The 17,521-nt window shown below is 63.3% G+C and carries 18 protein-coding genes; 6 read left to right on the top strand and 12 right to left on the bottom strand.

The annotated features are described in order from the left end of the window. Positions 1 to 157: 157 nt before the first annotated feature. Entirely contained in the window at positions 158 to 1,165 is a 1,008-nt protein-coding gene (locus NHG85_RS08680; RefSeq protein WP_253331543.1) for a class I SAM-dependent methyltransferase, read from the bottom strand. A 279-nt stretch (positions 1,166 to 1,444) separates the two neighbouring features. Between NHG85_RS08680 and NHG85_RS08685 the strand changes: the two genes are divergently transcribed. The 6 genes from NHG85_RS08685 to NHG85_RS08710 all read left to right on the top strand — a co-directional run bounded on the left by NHG85_RS08685 (position 1,445) and on the right by NHG85_RS08710 (position 7,433). Then, positions 1,445 to 2,005 carry a hypothetical protein gene (locus tag NHG85_RS08685; RefSeq protein WP_253331545.1) on the top strand — a complete coding sequence of 187 codons (561 nt, stop codon included), beginning with the start codon at positions 1,445 to 1,447 and terminating at the stop codon, positions 2,003 to 2,005. A 244-nt stretch (positions 2,006 to 2,249) separates the two neighbouring features. Continuing rightward, complete coding sequence (locus tag NHG85_RS08690; protein WP_099278356.1) at positions 2,250 to 2,618, top strand: hypothetical protein; 369 nt, start codon at positions 2,250 to 2,252, stop codon at positions 2,616 to 2,618. 28 nt (positions 2,619 to 2,646) lie between these two features. After that, on the top strand, positions 2,647 to 3,036 hold the full coding sequence (locus NHG85_RS08695) for a hypothetical protein (protein ID WP_162620575.1): 390 nt from the start codon (positions 2,647 to 2,649) through the stop codon (positions 3,034 to 3,036). 883 nt (positions 3,037 to 3,919) lie between these two features. Next, positions 3,920 to 5,014, top strand: coding sequence for a helix-turn-helix domain-containing protein (locus NHG85_RS08700; protein ID WP_162620576.1), 1,095 nt, complete (start codon positions 3,920 to 3,922; stop codon positions 5,012 to 5,014). After that, positions 5,014 to 6,411, top strand: coding sequence for an AAA family ATPase (locus NHG85_RS08705; RefSeq protein WP_216823315.1), 1,398 nt, complete (start codon positions 5,014 to 5,016; stop codon positions 6,409 to 6,411). The genes NHG85_RS08700 and NHG85_RS08705 overlap by 1 nt, the downstream gene beginning before the upstream one ends. A 14-nt stretch (positions 6,412 to 6,425) precedes the next feature. Next, positions 6,426 to 7,433, top strand: a complete 1,008-nt coding sequence (locus NHG85_RS08710) for a ParB N-terminal domain-containing protein (RefSeq protein WP_253331546.1) — start codon at positions 6,426 to 6,428, stop codon at positions 7,431 to 7,433. Between the two features lie 166 nt (positions 7,434 to 7,599). Here NHG85_RS08710 and NHG85_RS08715 read toward each other — a convergent pair whose 3' ends face one another. The 11 genes from NHG85_RS08715 to NHG85_RS08770 all read right to left on the bottom strand — a co-directional run bounded on the left by NHG85_RS08715 (position 7,600) and on the right by NHG85_RS08770 (position 17,516). Continuing rightward, entirely contained in the window at positions 7,600 to 7,875 is a 276-nt protein-coding gene (locus tag NHG85_RS08715; protein ID WP_253331548.1) for a hypothetical protein, read from the bottom strand. A 281-nt stretch (positions 7,876 to 8,156) separates the two neighbouring features. Beyond that, positions 8,157 to 9,176: an IS110 family RNA-guided transposase gene (locus tag NHG85_RS08720; protein ID WP_253331550.1), complete on the bottom strand. Its 1,020-nt coding sequence runs from the start codon at positions 9,174 to 9,176 to the stop codon at positions 8,157 to 8,159. Between the two features lie 190 nt (positions 9,177 to 9,366). Next, on the bottom strand, positions 9,367 to 9,573 hold the full coding sequence (locus NHG85_RS08725; RefSeq protein WP_099278363.1) for a hypothetical protein: 207 nt from the start codon (positions 9,571 to 9,573) through the stop codon (positions 9,367 to 9,369). A gap of 1,776 nt (positions 9,574 to 11,349) precedes the next feature. Further along, a complete protein-coding gene (locus NHG85_RS08735; protein WP_253331552.1) occupies positions 11,350 to 13,692 on the bottom strand; it encodes a heavy metal translocating P-type ATPase in 2,343 nt (780 codons plus the stop codon). A 171-nt stretch (positions 13,693 to 13,863) separates the two neighbouring features. After that, a complete protein-coding gene (locus NHG85_RS08740) occupies positions 13,864 to 14,589 on the bottom strand; it encodes a cytochrome c biogenesis CcdA family protein (protein WP_253331554.1) in 726 nt (241 codons plus the stop codon). Then, the gene (locus NHG85_RS08745; protein WP_253331556.1) at positions 14,582 to 15,076 is read right to left on the bottom strand and encodes a hypothetical protein; all 495 of its coding nucleotides are present in this window, start codon (positions 15,074 to 15,076) and stop codon (positions 14,582 to 14,584) included. The genes NHG85_RS08740 and NHG85_RS08745 overlap by 8 nt, the downstream gene beginning before the upstream one ends. Continuing rightward, positions 15,073 to 15,663: a thioredoxin domain-containing protein gene (locus NHG85_RS08750; RefSeq protein ID WP_253331558.1), complete on the bottom strand. Its 591-nt coding sequence runs from the start codon at positions 15,661 to 15,663 to the stop codon at positions 15,073 to 15,075. The genes NHG85_RS08745 and NHG85_RS08750 overlap by 4 nt, the downstream gene beginning before the upstream one ends. Positions 15,664 to 15,686: 23 nt before the next feature. Then, complete coding sequence (locus NHG85_RS08755) at positions 15,687 to 16,328, bottom strand: SCO family protein (protein ID WP_253331560.1); 642 nt, start codon at positions 16,326 to 16,328, stop codon at positions 15,687 to 15,689. 53 nt (positions 16,329 to 16,381) lie between these two features. Further along, complete coding sequence (locus NHG85_RS08760; RefSeq protein WP_253331562.1) at positions 16,382 to 16,693, bottom strand: hypothetical protein; 312 nt, start codon at positions 16,691 to 16,693, stop codon at positions 16,382 to 16,384. Positions 16,694 to 16,716: 23 nt separating this feature from the next. Beyond that, positions 16,717 to 16,992 (bottom strand): hypothetical protein, encoded by a 276-nt coding sequence (locus NHG85_RS08765; RefSeq protein ID WP_253331564.1) that lies wholly within the window; start codon positions 16,990 to 16,992, stop codon positions 16,717 to 16,719. Continuing rightward, the gene (locus NHG85_RS08770; protein ID WP_370363002.1) at positions 16,989 to 17,516 is read right to left on the bottom strand and encodes a DsbE family thiol:disulfide interchange protein; all 528 of its coding nucleotides are present in this window, start codon (positions 17,514 to 17,516) and stop codon (positions 16,989 to 16,991) included. Before NHG85_RS08770 ends, NHG85_RS08765 begins: the two co-directional genes overlap by 4 nt. Between the last annotated feature and the right edge of the window lie 5 nt (positions 17,517 to 17,521).

Below are 17,521 nucleotides of genomic sequence, written 5' to 3' on the forward strand. Positions count from 1 at the left end.
GCAGGCTCAATGCCCTTGGTTTGAATCCCGGCCGGTATAGGTCTGGGGGCCCTGACCGGAGGGGCATCAAGATGCTCCATCCGGTCGCCTGGGACTGCGTTCCGAGCGGCAGGAGGTGCGAGAACCACCGGGCGAAAGGCCTCCGGAGGTCGCGCCCTCAGTGTGTGCCCATCTCCGGAAGCCGGACCAGGAATTCGTCGCGACGAAGCGGGCCCGCCGCCCTGGTCCCGAAATCCCAATCGGCCTCGCCATCGACGAACTGCATGAAGAGCCGCATTCCTGGAGAGGGCAGATCGAACATGGCAGGGCGGGTCGAGGTCGGCATCGCACTTGCGGTTGCCTCCTCGGCGATGGCCGGAGCCTTGCCCGTGGCCACGCGTGCGGCCTCGTAGAGGGCCACGAGGTCTCCCTTGGAGACCGACGGAATACCGGCGACTTGGTAGCGCAGGAGATCGAAGTCGATGGTGGCAAGGCAAGCACGCAGCTCGTCCGCGCAGCCGTCTGTGGCCTTCAAGTAGTAGTGCGAGCTGGCACTGCCCGCCTCAGCGACCGGCTTGATCCTGCCCGCATTGGCTCCGACACGCTGCACCGCAAGGTCGGCATCCGAGCGACCGCTGAACACGAAGTCGGGGTGGGACTTCGGCTGCATGATCTTGGGCCGCGGCGTGACACAACGCTGCCATACCTGGAAAACGCAGGGCACGTTGCGCTCCTTGCCAACCTCGCCGGTGATCAGGCCGACGATGTCCTCGTCGTGGATCAGCTGAAACATCGGATCGAGCCGGTTCTGCTGGCTCGCCTTGCGGACACTGCGCGGCAGCAGGAGGGCGATGGTATCGGCATATCCAGCCGCAGCATTGAAGAAGTCCACGGCAGACTTGCCATTCCTGCCGAACGCCGCGGCACCGACTACAAGGACGCGATCGTAGTTGCAGTCAGGCGTCCAGGTCGCGAAATCTGCAACGCAGAGGCCGGCTGGACGCGGAGCGATATCCAGAGCCACTCGATTGCGCAGGCTGGTCGACAGCGCGCCGGGTCCTGCGGCGGGATCGATGATCGTGTCGAACGCCTCCAGCGGACAGATCGCCTCGAGTTGGCGCAGGCAACCCTCTGCGATGCTAACGGTGGTGTCGAAGAAGGGGCGGGTGGTGGTGGGGGTGGTCATGCTGTGTCTCCGGTTACGATGACCGGGAAATTGGTCTCCTTCCGAAATTGCAAAACCCGCAGGTGAAGGTTTGAATCTTAACAAAACAGACACTTAGGAGGATCAGTGCATTTTTCTGAAAGATCTTTTTAGCCGAACAGCAGATTGTTGGGAGTGGCGGGGAGGCGCGCAAGGTCACTGATGTCCGGTCGGGCGCGACGGGTGCCGCCCGACCGGACATCAGTGCTCTCGCGAGCCAGCGGGACGGGCGGAGATGAATTCTCCGAAGGATTTTGCCCCATGCATTCCCCACAACCTGCCTGTCAGACATCTCATCCCGACTGGAGATCGAGGCTCTGCGCCGGCGACATCGTCGCCTACCGTTTCCCGCATGAACGCGACGGTGATGAGCCACCGAAGGTGCGCCCTACGCTCGTGCTCGCCATCCATGTCGAGAACGGTCAGCGCATTGCGACGCTCGCCTATGGCACCTCGAGCGGCCGGCCCCGCGCGCCCCGCCGGCTGGTGCCGGTGACTGACCCGGACGAGCTGGCCTGCGCGTCGCTGCGCAAGCCGACCGTCTTCGATGCGGCGCGGCGGCTGCGCGTGCCGCTCGACGACCCTGCGTTTGAGCCCCACCCCGTTCTCAACACGGCCGTCATCGGACAGCTTACCGGGGCCGCCGCGGCACGGCTCGCGCTTGTCCAGAGGCAGGTCACGCGCGGATCTGATCGGCGGCTGCCTTGGGGCCGGGCGCGACCCTCCTGCACGCCGGCCCCCATCAAGCATCGCCGCAACCGGCCCCTGCTGTCCTGCAAGCCGCCCGACCGGCGGGACATCAACACCCAGTCGGGAGGGTAGCGCCGCGTCCGTCGCGCAACCGCGGTCGCCCAACACCCGTCCCCCGAACAAGGGGCAGCTTCGGCTATCGGCTTCTGCGGGAGCTCACCGGGGTGAGAGCCCCCGCAGCATCCGATGCGTCCCAAGTCATCCGGAAAAGGGCCTCGAGACCTCCACCGCCAATCCGTTGCTGCCCCCCCATTTGGACGGGCCACCTTGTCGCCCGCGGCGTGCCGCCGGGCCTCATATCTCAAGGAAAGATTTCATGTTCGACACGCCCATCCCCCCTTCCGCTCTGCACCGGTTCGCCCGGCAATACGACGTCGCGCTCCAGAACGCGGCCTGGTGCCTCGGCGGTCAACCGTGGCTTCTGCGTGCGCAGCGCCTGCTCGACGATCTCCGCCAACCGGTGCCGCTGACGCGCAGGACCGCGCGCGATGCGAAGGCCCTGCTCGGCCTGCTTCGCCTCGAGCATGTGCATAACGACAGCCGCATCGAAGCGGAATGCTTCGCGGCGATTGACCCGACTTCGCCCTATGTCGAGGATATCTGCCTGCTTTCCGAAGCCCTGAAGGACGCGCTCTGCGCGGCGCAGTCGCAGTCGCAGCAGGAGACGGAGGCCTGTCATGTGTGAGCGATGCCATGGGAGCGACAGCCTCGTCGTGCGGATCAACCATGCCCTGGATGCCGCAGAAGCCACCGAGGCCGCTCTTGCAAAGGCCGAGAAGGCGCAGGGCCTGTCGCTCTCGCAGCAGCGCCAAGCCGCGAAGCTGCGTAAGGAACTGGCGCAGACCACGATCTTCTCGACGCTCGACGTCGAAGCATTCCGTGCTTTCGCGGGCGACCTCGATGCAGCCATCCGCCAAGGCACGCGGAGCCATTTCATTTCCGATGAGCATGCAGCCTCGGGAGGTTACGAGCAGCAGGTCTCGAACGAGGCCGCGATGGCGCTGATCGCCCTGCAATCGGCGCTGAAGCTTCTCGTCGAACGGATCGGTGCGGTGCGCAACCGGCTGCGCGCTGAGCGGATCGCGAGCGAGCTTCGGGAGTGAGAGGGTGGGGGCTGGAGACAGCCCCGCCCCGGGGATCGTTAGTCCGAGCTGCGCAAATTACCGTGTGGCGAAGCCATTGAAGACCCTCCGTAAGATGCGGTGCATACACGAGCGCCACTTGGTGGGGACAGCTGATGACAAGCTTGTAGGTTCCAGCGCGAGGTGGGGTGAGCAGGAGAAGCGCCTTCAACAATTACCCGCGCAAAGTCAGAGCTGTTTATGTCATCGAAGCAAGGCGCTGAAAGCAGCTACCTCGTTGAAATGGGATTCGGGGAGTCGGCCCATAGGACCGTCGTGAAGCGCGCCGGTCGTCGCCTGAAGCGCGCTTTCTGAGCCAGCAAAACCACAACACGCACAAGATCCACCATCTCCTCGGACCAGTTCCGCATCTATACTGCAGATGCGATGCAATCTCCGGTATATCTATTATATAACAGTTACTTAACAGATTTCGCTCCACCGAGTGGTCTTAGCCCGTCGTATCGGCTCTCATTATATTATATTACGTTATATCAGTGGCTTGCCCTATGGTGTTGAGACCTCGGGCGCTCATCCCGCGGTTGTCTCACCGGCATCGCCGCCGACAAAAATGCTTGCTTTCCGCCACCCCTCATGTCGTTTTTGTGAAGAACCTCGCAAAGAACTGCGAGGAAGGGTCGCGCGAACACCAGTTCGGCGCGGCCTGAGCAGGAAAACAGCGGCAGGAGACGGGCGGCAAACCAGCGATTTTACTAATTGGGATCGGGCCCTAACCCCGAAAGTGAGAAGACCGACGAGTTGGCGCTCGTCGGTCTTCGATAGTGTAACTGCGCGGCTCCACAGCTATGACACCCAAGTTTTAAGGGAGGTGGGATGCTGCGCGCAAGTCAAAAGAGCAGTTTCCATGTCAGAAACCACAAGCTGCGGTGCATTTTGCATCGTTCCGCGAGACTTGATCGAGCGCGTTGCTCGGGCAGGCCTTGGCGCATGTCATCTCGGCCTCCTCACATTCTTGATCGACCGCGCCGACCGGCGCGGGATCTCTTTCTGGTCATTCAAAAAGATCGGCGAACGGCTTGGCTGTTCAAAAAGCACCGTTTCGCGAATGCTGTCTGATCTGCACCGAGAAGGTTTTGTCGACAAGAAGCCCCGCCCCCGCCGCGACAGGGCGAATAGCGTTCTCGAAATTCAGATTGCGGGTTACGCAGAGTTTCTCTCAAGCCGAGCAAAACGGGGCGAAGCCAAGAACCCTGCGGAAGCAGAGAACTTGGCCGAAACAACCGCAGCGACTGTCACCTGCTCTGACAAGGAAACGGATACGTCTGTAAAGCCGAGCACTTTCGCAGCATTGGGCGTCGCGCAGATGAAACGGGCCGTCTCGCGCACGCAACACCCCGTTGCAGAGGCGGGACGCCATGGGAACGAGAACCAAGTTAATAACACCCAAGAGAAAAATCACTCATCTTCTTTGCCAAAACGAGAGGGAACCAACGTCCCTCTTGTTCCGGGCTGGGACCAAGCAAAGGAGAGAGACTGGGTGAGATATTTCGGAATGAAGACTGGTCTGCATGACCGTCCTTCCGAGTTGCCGCCGATGGCGTTGCTCGATGCAGCTATTAAACATGACAGGCTCAAAGTCAGGCAGGAAGCGGCCCAAGTAGCCGATCGCAAGAGTGCTTGGAGGCAGATGCTTCGGTCAGTAGGCGTTACGCTCCCGGCCGAGCACGCGAATGAGCTTGCCAAGGCGACATCACTGCTTAATGAGGCGGCTCTGTCCGCCTTCCTCGAGGGCTATAAGCGCGACTGGCAGGCGCATTGGCGTCGTCCTCCAACGATCGAACAGGTCAAAGATCGCGTTGCAGGCATCAAGTATAGCCCTACGGATCGTGACCTCTGGGCGGCTCGCAATGAGATCAGAACGCGAGCAATGGTCGCCTCGCACATCAAGACAGAGCTGGCGATGGCCGAAGGCCACCGCGCAGAAAAGGAAATCGCATGATGGATGGATCAGACACGATGACGCGGCCTCCGCTCGCTAACTCGACCCACCGGTTTGCACGTATGCTGGCGGCGAGGCTCAACCAGCGCCCGAGCGGCCGGAGCCGTGAGCGGGATCTCGATCGCTCTGAGCGGATCTGGACCGTGTCCGAGTTTTGCAGGCTGTCCGGTGTGCCGAAGCGGGTCGTTGAGAAAGTGCTGGAGCATCCCGACGCACCGCAGCTCGAGAAACCGCATAGGGATCGCGTCATGGACACTCGTCAGTCCCTGCACTTGCGGGCCCTGATCCAGCTGATGCACCCCAAGGAATATCCCGGATTGATAAACTGGCGGGGTAAAGGCACCCAGCCTCCGGTGGTTGCGGCGGCAGCACTCAAGGGTGGAACGGGCAAGTCGACCCTCGCTTTACATTTGGCGATCGGGGCGGCTGTGAAGACCGGCCTGCGCGTCGGTCTGATCGACGCTGACGGTCAGAAGACAAGCACGATTTACCTGAGCTCGAGCCTTTCCGAGATCATGAACACCCAGGGTCAGACCTATCCCGATTTCATCGCGATTCCGCGCGAGGGAGATGTCACCAGATACGAGATCGACAGCCATCGACTGCACGGGTTCTGGCGCACGACGCCTTGGCCGGGCGTCAAGTTGATGCCCGGCGGCGGTCGGATCGGAATGGCTGACCAGCACATGACTGTCTACCAACTCAAGAACTTCGACGACGACCCGCGGCTTTGGATGAGGCAGACGCTTGAGCGCTGGATGAAGGCCAACCCGGTCAAAACAGAGGTCACTGATTGCTGGTCGAATGGCCGGTTTGATGCCCGCCTGTTCGATGCAGGCCTCGACGAGACACTCGACCTGATCATTATTGATTGCCCGCCTAACATTTCCCTGTCGGTGATCGGTGTGCTGCTGGCTGCCGATTCGTTCATTGTGCCGCAGACAGTTCGCAACGTCGATCTCGCAACGCTCAGCGCGTTCATGGCATCTGTGGATGAGGTCCATCGGTCAGTCGCAATGAGCGACGGGTTCGATGAGCTTTCCTACCAGGATACGCCAAGCTTCATGCTCCCGATGCTGGTCAACAGGTCGGCCGACATGGAGAGTATCTCGGAGCTTGTAGCCTATGCTCCCGATGTTGTTTGTCCGGTTTATTATCGCAAGTCCGACGCTGTGAGTAACCCGGCGGCGACGTATGAAGATTTCTTCAGCCACAAGCCCGACCGCAACCGTCGAGAGGGACACGCACGCTTCCTGAAAAATGTCCATGCGGTCAACGATGCGATCCTGCCCAAGGTTTGTCCGTGGGTTAGGCCAACTGGCGAGGCGAACGAATTCATCCAAGAGGAATATCTGGACGAGGAGACCGGTCAAAGCTTCGTCTCTGACTGGAATTGAGGAGATCTAAGACTATGAAAGCAAAGAAATTTTCTAACGTCATGGTTCCGGATATTCCCCCGATGGACGATAGGCTTGATGCCGAGATCCCGTCGGCTGAGCGCGTCGATACGATGGCGTCCTACGACGCGGCAAATCGCGCCGAGATCAGCTTGCGCGCCGCAAAGGAGATCCGTGGCCGCGCAAAGGATGATGTTTTGGAGGGGCGCCGACTTGTCGAAGTGTCACCCTATCAGCTCCACGACCCCGTCGGCACAGATCGCATAGATTTCGCTGCACAGGACGGCAAGTCAGCCGCCGAAGCGGATATCGAACAGCTGATGAAGTCCATCGAAAGAGATGGGCAGCAAAACCCCATCATCATCCGTCCCAAGGATCCCCGGTGGACGCCGCGTTCAGACGACCCTGCAAATGTGGAAGGTGTCGAGTTTGAGCTACTTGCTGGACGGCGGCGGACGCTCGCGATCCAGAAGTTGAATGCCGGGCGCAGCCCGTCGGAGCAGCTGACGGTCCGCGCGCGCATCAGCCACGTTACTCCGGATACTCCCGAGGGAGAGCGGAGGCTCCATGCACTCCACAATCGGTATCTGGAGAACGCCGCTCGTAAGGATTTGAGCGCCTTCCAGTCAGCAATCTCCGGCGGCGAACTCATCTGGGCCTACGTTGAGATGGGTCATTCGGCCGAGGAAACTGAGAGCTTGCTCAACATCAGCCACTCCACCCGCCAAATGTGGCAGAAGGCGTATCGGCAGCAGGAAGCAATTCGCGAGTTTTTCGGCTCCCGAGAGCCGTCGTTCGATGAGCTGAAGAAGTTCTGTAATGGATCCCTCGGTCAGCGCGGAGAACCTTTTCCAGCGTCTCCCGAGAAGGTCAAAGGTATACGGGGGAGCTACACGATCAAGCCTGCCCGGGGGCCGGGCCAAGTTGCGATGAGCCTGCGACTGACCCTGAATGAGGTCGAAGACGCTGAGCTGATCCAGAAGCTAAAAGAGGTGATCGACCAGGAGAAGGCTGCAGGCTGAGATCTTTCCTGATCATTGAGAGTGGGCGTCATCGCGGGTGGCGCCCTTCTTTATGCTCGGGTGAAAGCGACTTTCACCAGCCGTGATCGAGCTACGAGGTGAAAGTCACTTTCACCAGGTCCGAGGCGACCCCTTCCGTGCCCCGCTATGTAGCCTCTTGGAAAAGTCACCAACCTCGGCGGACATCCTTCTGGCCGCGGACCGGTTCGCTGAGATAGTTCTTGTTCAGAATGGTGCAGCTCATGATCTCACTGCGGGTGCTTGTCACAACTCTGCCAGTGTCGATGAGTTCAACGCTGATGACCTGATTCTCTGCGGACAGGCCGGTCTGCTCGGCCAGATCTCTGCCCGCTCCCTCGATGGCACGCTCGGCGTTATGGAAAAGTGAACTGATGCGGTGGATGCCCCCGCCCCTGGAGCCGGACGGCGTCTCGTATGCCATGACGTGTGTGGATGCCCCCTGTTTGGCAAGCTTGATCTTCGCGGGTGGGCGGGGTCTTCGATCGGACGTGTGTCAGGCTTCTGAGTGTGGCCTTCGATGACGCCACGGGCCGGTATGCTGTTCGGATGGCTGGGTTCACATCGGTTCAGAGAGCTGCAAGCGCTCGAGCCCCGGGTCTGAATGTCCCTGCCATGAACTTCGAAGTCCGTGTCGCCTACTCCTCGTCGATCGCTTGCCCCGGCCTTTCGGCCATGCCGTGCCGTTGCCCGGTCGGGCTTCGGTCAGGCCATTCTGTAATCCTCCCGCTTCGTGGTCACGGCCCAGATCATCCGCGCCATCTTGTTGGCCAGCGCGACGGCCGCGACCATCTTCGGCTTTCTGGCCACGAGGGCGGCGAGCCAACGGTTGGGGCTGCCGCCCTTCCTGACCACCCAGCGGATCACGCTCATCGCGCCGACGATGAGAAGTCGCCGGATGTCTGTCTGGCCCATCTTGCTGACCGATCCGAGCTTTGTCTTCCCGCCTGTCGATCTCTGTCGCGGCACGAGGCCCAGCCAGGCCGCGAAGTTGCGCCCGGTGTCGAAGGTGTCGAGATCTGGCGCAAAGGCCGCGACGGCGCCCGCGGTCACCGGCCCGATCCCAGGAATGGTGCACAGCCGGCGCAACTCCTCATCGGTCTTCGTCGCCGCCTCCAGTTCGGCCGCGAGCCGCTCGATCACCTCCGTGAGGTTCGCGATCTGCTCAAGGTAGACCGTCCCCATCTTGCGGACCGGATCGGGCAGGTCCGTGGTCTCGTCGTCGAGGGCGTTCTCCAGCAGCTTCAGGCTCGCCGGTCCCTTGGGCGCCACGAGGCCGAACTCCGCCAAATGCCCCCGCAACGCGTTGATAAACTGCGTGCGCTGCCGGACCAGACACTGGTGGGTGCGGAACGCGACCGCCCGAGCCTGCGTCTCTGCGCTTTTCACCGCCACAAACCGCATCGTCGGGCGCATGGCCGCCTCCGCGATGGCCTCCGCGTCAGCGTGATCGTTCTTCTGCCGCTTCACGAATGCCTTTACGTAAGCCGCCGGCACGATCCGAACCTCGTGGCCATGCGCTTGCGCGATCCGCCCCCAGTGATGCGAGGTCGCGCAGGCTTCCATCGCCACCACGCACACTGGCTGCTCGGCGAGCAGCGACGCCAGCCGCGTCCTCGACATGGCCCGGTTGGACAGGACCGCCCCGTCTGACCCAACGGCGCAGACTTGGAAGCTATCCTTCGCGAGGTCGATCGCCAGCATGCTGATCTTCGTCTTCGTCATCGGTGTGCCCTCCACATGGTTCTATAGAACCGTCATGGCATACGAGACGCCGTCCGGCTCCAGGGGCGGGGGCATCCACCGCATCAGTTCAGACAGGCAGGCAGACGATGGTCACACGCGAGGTGAAAGTAACTTTCACCTAACGCGCCTCCCCTACCCCACCACCGCCGGAGACTTTCGGTCCCGAGGTTCAGTCGAGGGAGAGCAGTTTGAGTCCGACAGCATCGACCAGCTGCATCATGGTGCTGTCCTCCTGCCAGAGGTTGTTGAGGGTCTCCGAGTGGCTCTGAGGTTCGACTTCGGGGTAAGCCTCTTCCAGGACCGCCTGCGCTGCACTCACGGTGGTCAGTTGCCCATCGGTGAATCTTTCGGTGGTCAATTGAGGCCAGGTCGTCATGGTGCCTCCTATCCACGGCTCAGTGCCAAAGTTGCTTAGAGGATAGTGCCGAACGAAGAAGCTACTGGGGTGAAAGTGACTTTCACCTCCCCTCCCCTGCTGACAGGTCCGTATCCGCACACCGCGTTCTTATAATGTTCTCGTCCATGCAGGCAACCGCTCTACAAAGAGCGACCATGGCCCCGCTCCTACCTCTGTGTAAGAATACATCTTCTCCCGGATGAGCAGCATGAAGTGGCTCTGTCTATGGGTCTCACTCCCCTACTGCGCCTCTTCGCTCTTGCCGGTCTCTTATTCTCCTTGGCGCTGTGTAGCAGCGAGGCAGACCCTGACTTCGCCTCTACTTCGGAATCGAGGTCGCCCCTGTTGAAAGCGACTTTCACCTCACCATCGTGCTTAGGTCGCCGTTACTGAAAGTGAGCTTCATCTCGAGCGTGAGCCGGAACCTACTGAAAGTCACTTTCAACAGCTGCCTGGAAGCCGTTGAGGGTGGATCCGTAAGATCGGGAAGGTTCTCCCCATGGCGGCGTCAGGCGCACGCCGAGCGGCCGTCGATGCGATGTCAGTTCCTCCAGCGAGGGTTGCGCCCGTGAGGATGCCGGCGGGCCCTGTGGCGCGGGTTGTTGCTCGGATGTCTCGTCGAACAGGAAATCCCGCTGGGGTGAAAGTGATTTTCACCTGCTGTGTCCGCACCCTACTGAAAGTGGCTTTCACTTCGGCCATAGATCTGGTCTCGGCCTCTGCTTCAATCTCAGTGGCTCTTTGAGATGGTTTCTGCTGAAAGTGACTTTCACCTGTCTTCACCAAGCGCCGGCGGGTGCCGTGACTTGGCGCTGATCAGATCCCCGTCGCTCACGCGGAGAAGATCGCGCGAGAGACCCCGGCATACAGAAAGAAAGAAACTTCGATCCAGCCAGACGGACAAACAGGCAGTCAGAAAGTCAGAATCGCCCGGCTCCTTCCGCCCGCGGTTAGGTCTTTCATCTCCAAGGTTGGTGAAAGTGAATCTTACTTCGACGCGCCCGGTGCCCACTGGGGCATCTTCCACGGACCGCGCTTGCCATCTACTGAAAGTGACTTTCACCAAGACGACGCGCTCGCCCTATCAGCCTATCTTTCTGTCTTAGGCGGGCAGGGGGGCTCGCAGGATCTCGTCCAGGATGGCGGGGCGACCCCTGACGTAGGAGAGGGCAGCTCGATCAACTTGGATGTCTTCAGGGCGAAGCGGGGAGGCGAGGCTTAGTCCGTCGAGGCTGCGAGCCCGGCCCAGTGCAACGTAAGTCTGCCCAACTTCGAATACACGGGACGTCAGGTCGATCCTGACATCGTCCAGACTCATGCCCTGGGCCTTGTGGATGGTTGCCGCGTATCCGTGAAGAAGAAGCAGCAGGGCGCTGACTCTGCCGGCCACGATTGGCTCAACGCGGCCGGTCTTCTGACTCCACGCGTGCCTTCTCTCCGTCCAGGTGGCTGGATAAACCCTTGTCCGGTGCTGCGAGCCGCTAAATAGCACCAGGGCGCCTCCACAGCCCGGCTGAGGGAGCTGGATGACTGTGCCAAGGGATCCGTTGGCGTATCTGCACATGGGATCGTTCTGCGTGGCGTAGACGCGAGATCCTTCGACCAGCACAAGGCGCTCGGCGAAGGGCAGGGCGTTCTTGTTGTGTTCTGATGTGAGGGGGCGTTGTTGACGTTGTTGCTGTCGACATGATCTGTCTCCCTGTCCCACTCAACCAGAAGTGGTGCGGCGGGTTCGGCGCCGCCCCGCACTTCGTGTCACCCGTCGAACCCCACCCGCGCGGCACGCAGCCTGAGCGCGTTGCCGATCACCGAGACCGAGGACAGGCTCATCGCGGCGGCCGCGATCACCGGCGACAGCAGCAGCCCGGTGAAGGGGTAGAGCAGGCCGGCCGCGACGGGCACGCCGAGGCCGTTGTAGAGGAAGGCGAAAGCGAGATTCTGCTTGATGTTGCGCACCGTGGCGCGGCTGAGCCGGCGCGCGGTGACCAGCGCCGTCAGGTCGCCGCGCACCAGCGTGACGCCGGCGCTCTCCACCGCGACATCAGCGCCGGTGCCCATGGCGATGCCTACATCCGCGGCGGCGAGCGCGGGCGCGTCGTTCACCCCGTCGCCGGCCATCGCCACGGTGCGGCCCTCCGATTGCAGCCTTCGGATCGCCGCCTGCTTGTCGGCGGGCAGCACCTCGGCGATCACCTCGTCGATGCCGAGATCCTCGGCCACGGCGCGGGCCGTCACCTCGTTGTCGCCGGTGAGCATGACGATGCGCAGCCCCTCGTCATGCAGCGCCGCGATGGCCTTGGGCGTCGTCTCCTTGATCCGGTCGGCCACGGCCACCAGCCCTGCGGCGCATCCGTCCACCGCCACGAGGATCGCGGTCTGCCCCTTGCGCCGCGCGGCATCGGCCCGCTCGGACAGGGCTGCGGTGTCGGCGCCCGCCTCGCGCATCATCGCGACGTTGCCGATGGCGGTGCTGCGGCCCGCGACCCGGCCCGAGATGCCCTTGCCGGTGATGCTGTCGAAGCTTTCGACCTCGGGCAGGGTGATGCCGCGCGCCGATGCGCCCTCGACGATGGCGCGCGCCAGCGGATGTTCGGACTGCGCCTCCAGCGCCGCGACGAGGCCCAGAAGCTCGTCCTCGGTCATGCCTTCGGCCAATACCTCGACCAGGGCGGGGCGTCCCTCGGTCAAGGTGCCGGTCTTGTCCACGACCAGCGTGTCGACGGCGGCGAACCGTTCGAGCGCGGCGGCGTTCTTGATCAGCACGCCGTGCCCCGCGCCCTTGCCGACGCCCACCATGATCGACATCGGTGTGGCGAGGCCGAGCGCACAAGGACAGGCGATGATCAGCACCGAAACTGCCGAAATGAGGCCGAGGGCCATCGCCGGGGCTGGACCGAACAAGCTCCAGACCACGAAAGCCAGCAAGGCGATCCCGACGACGAAGGGGACGAAGTAACCCGAGACCTTGTCGGCGAGCTTCTGGATCGGCGCCTGGCTGCGCTGCGCCTCGGCGACCATGGCGACGATGCGGTTGAGCATGGTGTCGGCGCCGACGCGCTGCGCCCCCATCACGAAGCTGCCGGTCTGGTTGATCGCGCCGCCGGTGACCGCGTCGCCCTCGGCCTTCTCGACCGGGATCGGCTCGCCGGTGAGCATGCTCTCGTCGATGGTCGAGCGTCCTTCCAGAACCACGCCGTCGACCGGCACGCTCTCGCCTGGCCGCACGCGCAGCCGGTCGCCCGAGCGGATCATGTCGAGCGGCACGTCGCGCTCGCCTCGGTCGTCGACAAGGCGCGCGGTCTTGGGCGCGAGATCGAGCAGCGCGCGGATTGCGCCCCCAGTGCGTTCGCGCGCGCGCAGTTCCAGCAGCTGGCCCAGTAGCACCAGCGTCACGATCACCGCCGCCGCTTCGAAATAGACGCCGACCTCGCCCTCATGGCCGCGGAACTGCGGCGGAAATATCTGTGGCACTACTGTGGCCACGACCGAGTAGACATAGGCCACGCCGACGCCGAGCGCGATCAGCGTGAACATGTTGAGGTTGCGGCTGCGGACCGAGGCCCAGCCCCGCTCGAAAAAGGGCAGGGCACACCACAGCACCACCGGTGTCGCGAGGATCAATTCAATCCAGTCGAGCATCGGCGCGGAGATGATGGCGAAAGCCTGCGGCGCGAAATGCCGGCCCATGGCGATAATTGCCAGCGGGATCGTCAAGGCTGAGCTCAGCACGAAGCGGCGGCGGAAGTCGATGTATTCCTCGCTCGGGCCTTCGGTCATCGGGATGCCCTTGGGCTCCAGCGCCATGCCGCAAATCGGGCAGGAGCCGGGGCCGACCTGCTCGATCTCCGGGTGCATCGGGCAGGTGTAGATCTCGTCCTCGCGCTCGGGCGGCGCGGCCTTCAGCGCGGGATCGAGAAAGACCTCGGGCCGGGTGTCGAACTTCTCTCGGCACTTGGCCGAGCAGAAATAGAAGGTCTCCCCCTCGTGGTCCGAGACATGCTTGGCGGTCTCGACATTGACCGACATGCCGCAGACCGGGTCGATCGCTGTTTGACCGCCGGGCAGATCGTGATGATGGGTATGGTGGCTCTGGCCCATGACATGCCTTTCAAATCCGAGAGCGGTGTCGTGTGGCTCCCGCGTTGCAAGAAGCCCTCGTGGGGCAAGATAAATTCGGCATTGTGCCGGATGCGTCGTCCACTGGACGCTCTGATCTCTCGATCTCGTCTCGGCTTGCGTTCGAAAGACAGACCGATTGCCAGCATGGTTCTATCCAATCCTTCCCAACACAGGCATGGTTTCGAGCAGCCAGTAAGACAGGTCGCTTAGCTGGCCTGTCATCATCGCCAGCCCCATCAGCACCATGACACCGCCCGCCACGCGGTGCAGGGCGCGCCCAATGCCGCGGATCACGCGCAAGCGCCGGGTGGCCGGCTGGATGAACGCCGCCACCATCAGGAAGGGCAATCCCAGCCCTGCCGAATAGACCGCGAGAAGCGTCATGCCGTCGCCGATGGTGGCCTGCGCGGCGCTTGCGGTCAGGATCGCGCCGAGGATGGGGCCGATGCAGGGGGTCCATCCGAAGCCGAAGGCAAGACCGAGGACATAGGAGGCTGTCGGCTGGCCGCCGGGGATGTCGAGGTTCAGCCGGAATTCGCGTTCGAGAGACCGCAGGCGCGCGGCCCCGAGCATGAAGAGCCCGAAGAGGATCACGATCGCGCCGCCAACCATGTTCAGTTCAAAGCGCCACCGCAACAGCGCCTGTCCGAGTGCCGTGGCCGAGGCTCCAAGGGCGATGAAGATCGTCGAGAAGCCCAGTACGAAGCAGAGGCTCAGCCCGATCGTCGCGGCGCGGCCCTCCGTGCTGCCCGGTGCCGTTCGTCCCGCGATGTAGGAGACATAGCCGGGCACCAGCGGCAGGACGCAGGGCGACAGGAAGGAGACGGTGCCGGCCAGCAGCGCGGCGAGAAGGCCGAGCGACTGGATGTCAGCCACGGGTGATCCCCCGCCAGGACAGCCGGGATGTGGCGCCGAGATAGGCGGCCAAGGGCACGACGAGCCATTGCAGGAACGGCGTCAGGCCCGCATCGATGACCGGGATCACCGGCATGATGTCCCGGTAGGCCCAGGCCTCGCGCACGGTGATGTTCAGCCATTCGCTGAAGATGGTGTAGCCGACGCCCATCACCACCGCGGCGAGCAGCACCGGAGCCCGGTTCTGACGGGGCCAATCCCCCGATCCCAGGGCGAAGAGCGCCAGAAGCAGCGAGCTGAAGGCGATGAAGAGATCGCCGCCCGTGCAATGCAGGATCGCGAAGGCAATCTCGCCTACCGAGCCCTCGATCCAGATCGTGTAAAGCGAGATATGCGCGATCTCCCACAGCAGATGGCCGATGAGGGAGAACAGAAAGTAGCGCCGCAGGACCGTCAGCCAGTCCGGGCGGGTCGCGGTGCGCGAAGGCGCAGGCGCGGCCGCGGTCATCGGAACCACCCCCTTACCCGGTCGAGCAGGCCCTCGGGTTCGGGATGCGGATGCGCGTTGGTGAGGCCATTGATATGCATGAGAAGGTTGAGCGGCGCGAAGCCGGCGCCGTGGAAGATGGCGACATGCCGCCCCTCCCGGTCGAAGAGGTGAACCATCGGGTTGTCTCCATTTCGTGCGGATCGGGAGGCGAGCTCTGCCTCGAGATCTTCGAGCGCACCATTTGGTGCCGCGACCGACCAATTCCCGGCGTCGACGGTATCGATACCGTCCGGTTCCTCGGCGATCGTGATGAAGCGGACCATCTCGCGCATCGGGCTCGCGTTGAGCGACGCCACCGTCTGCGCAAGCCGATCGTGCTGCGCCCGGCAGGGCTCGAGGCAGGGGCTCGAGCGGACGTGCACGGCCACGACCTGTCCCGCGAGGTCCGCGAGTTCGAACGGCTGGCCATCCGCGCCTATGAGGTCCACATCAGGCGCGGGGCCTGAGAGCGCCTCGAATGCGGGCTCTTTCAGGGCGGTGACCTCGTCGAGCCGTTCGCCCGGGTGATCGGCCAGTGCCGGGATACCGAGCAGGGCCATGGTCATGGCGGTGAGAGCGAGCCGCCGCATCAGCTTCGCCCCTCCGTCTCGATGCGCATCTCGATCTCCCGGGCCAGGTCCTCGGGGGGCTGGTCGCCTTCCAGGAAGACGGCCTCGAAGCGGCCGTCGGGCCGCATCAGGTAGATGTGCCCGGCATGCGCCATGCGGTATCCGTCGGCGGCCTCCGCATCCGGCAGCTGCTCGTGATAGACCTTGAAGGCATGGGCGGCCGCCGTGACCTGATCATTGCTGCCGGTCAGCCCGACAAGGTCGGGGTGAAAGTTCGCAACGTAGTCGGCCATGACCTCGGGCGTGTCGCGCTCGGGGTCCACCGTGATGAAAAGCGGTGCGACCCGGCCTGCGTCCTCGCCCAGAAGATCGAGCGCGGTGGCCATGTAGGCCAGCGTGGTTGGGCAGACATCGGGGCAGTTGGTGAAGCCGAAGAACACGAGCTGCCAGCGACCGGCGTAATCGGCCTCCGTCACCGGGCGCCCGGTGTGGTCGACCAGCTCGAAGTCGGAGCGGATGTCGGCCTCGCCGCTGTAGGCAACCTCCACGGGGGCGGAGGGACCGCGCAGGACGAAAAGTCCCGCGATGGTCAGGGCGAAGACGGCGGCTCCGCTCCAGAGGAGAAAGCGCAGCCGTCGGTAAAAGCTGTGGGAATTGGGCATCTGTCTGTCTTTCCGGTTGGCCCGCCCGGGCAAGGGCCCGGGCGGGCCTTCGTTCAGCCCTGATCGGCCTCGTCGTGATGTTCCTGCATGTGGGTGTTCATCGTTTCCATCATCTCCATGCAGGCCTGCATGTGCTTCATCATCATGGGCATCATGTTTTCCATGCCTTCCATGCCTTCCATGCCTTCCATGCCTTCCATGCCTTCCATGCCGTGCATGCCGGCCATGTCGCCGCCCATCATGTGGCCGCCTTCCTTCGTCGTCTCCTGGGTTTCCGCCGGGGCGGTCTCCTGGGCGTGGGCCAAGGGGGCGAGCGCGAGCAGGAAGAGGGCGACGGCGCCGCCGAGCTTGGTGGTGGTCTTCATGTTGAGTCCTTTCGGAATGGGTTTCAGTCGGTCGAAACGTCCGGCTTGGGTGTCGGATCGCTCTTGTTGGCGCAGGCGGACGAGCCCCCACGCATGCAAAGCCCCAACGCGCACATGACGGCGCAGGGGGCCAAACTCAGGATCAGGGGCGCGGCGCCGATGGCGGTGAGCCAGCCCCAGTTCAGGATCATGCCGGTGCCGATGAGGGCGAAGGCCAGCACCATCCAGCCACGCCGTCCGAACGCCGGGAAACGGCGGGCAGGGGCGGTCACGGTGGCGGATCTCGACAGCTCGCTCATGCCTCGCCCTCCGACTGGAGCCGTCGCACGACCGGCAGGATGTCCTGCTCGAGCGAGCGGCGGTCGAAGGGACCGACATGCTTGTAGGCGATCCGCCCCTGCTCATCGATGACGAAGGTTTCCGGCAGCCCGTAGACACCCCAGTCGATCGAGGTGCGTCCCGAGCGGTCGGCACCGATGCGGCTATAGGGGTCGCCCGTCTCGTCGAGGAAGGCGAGCGCCGCGTCCGGCGCATCCTTGTAGTTGATGCCGTGGATCGGAACCGTGCCCTGGGCGGCCAGCTCGACCAGAAGCGGCATCTCGACCCGGCAGGGCACGCACCACGAGGCCCAGACGTTGACGATCGACACCTCGCCTTGCAAATCGGACGAGGACAGGCCGTCATCGCGCCCGTCGATCGGCGGCAGGTCGAATTCGGGCACCGCGCGACCGATCAGGGCCGAGGGCAGTCGGTCGTCGGAGTTCATCAGGCCCCAGTAGAAAGCCGCCGCGAGCGCTGCGAACAGCGCCGCTGGGAGCAGCACCAAGG

The sequence above is a fragment of the Limimaricola litoreus genome, assembly GCF_024159025.1.
In the GTDB taxonomy this organism is placed as follows: domain Bacteria; phylum Pseudomonadota; class Alphaproteobacteria; order Rhodobacterales; family Rhodobacteraceae; genus Limimaricola; species Limimaricola litoreus.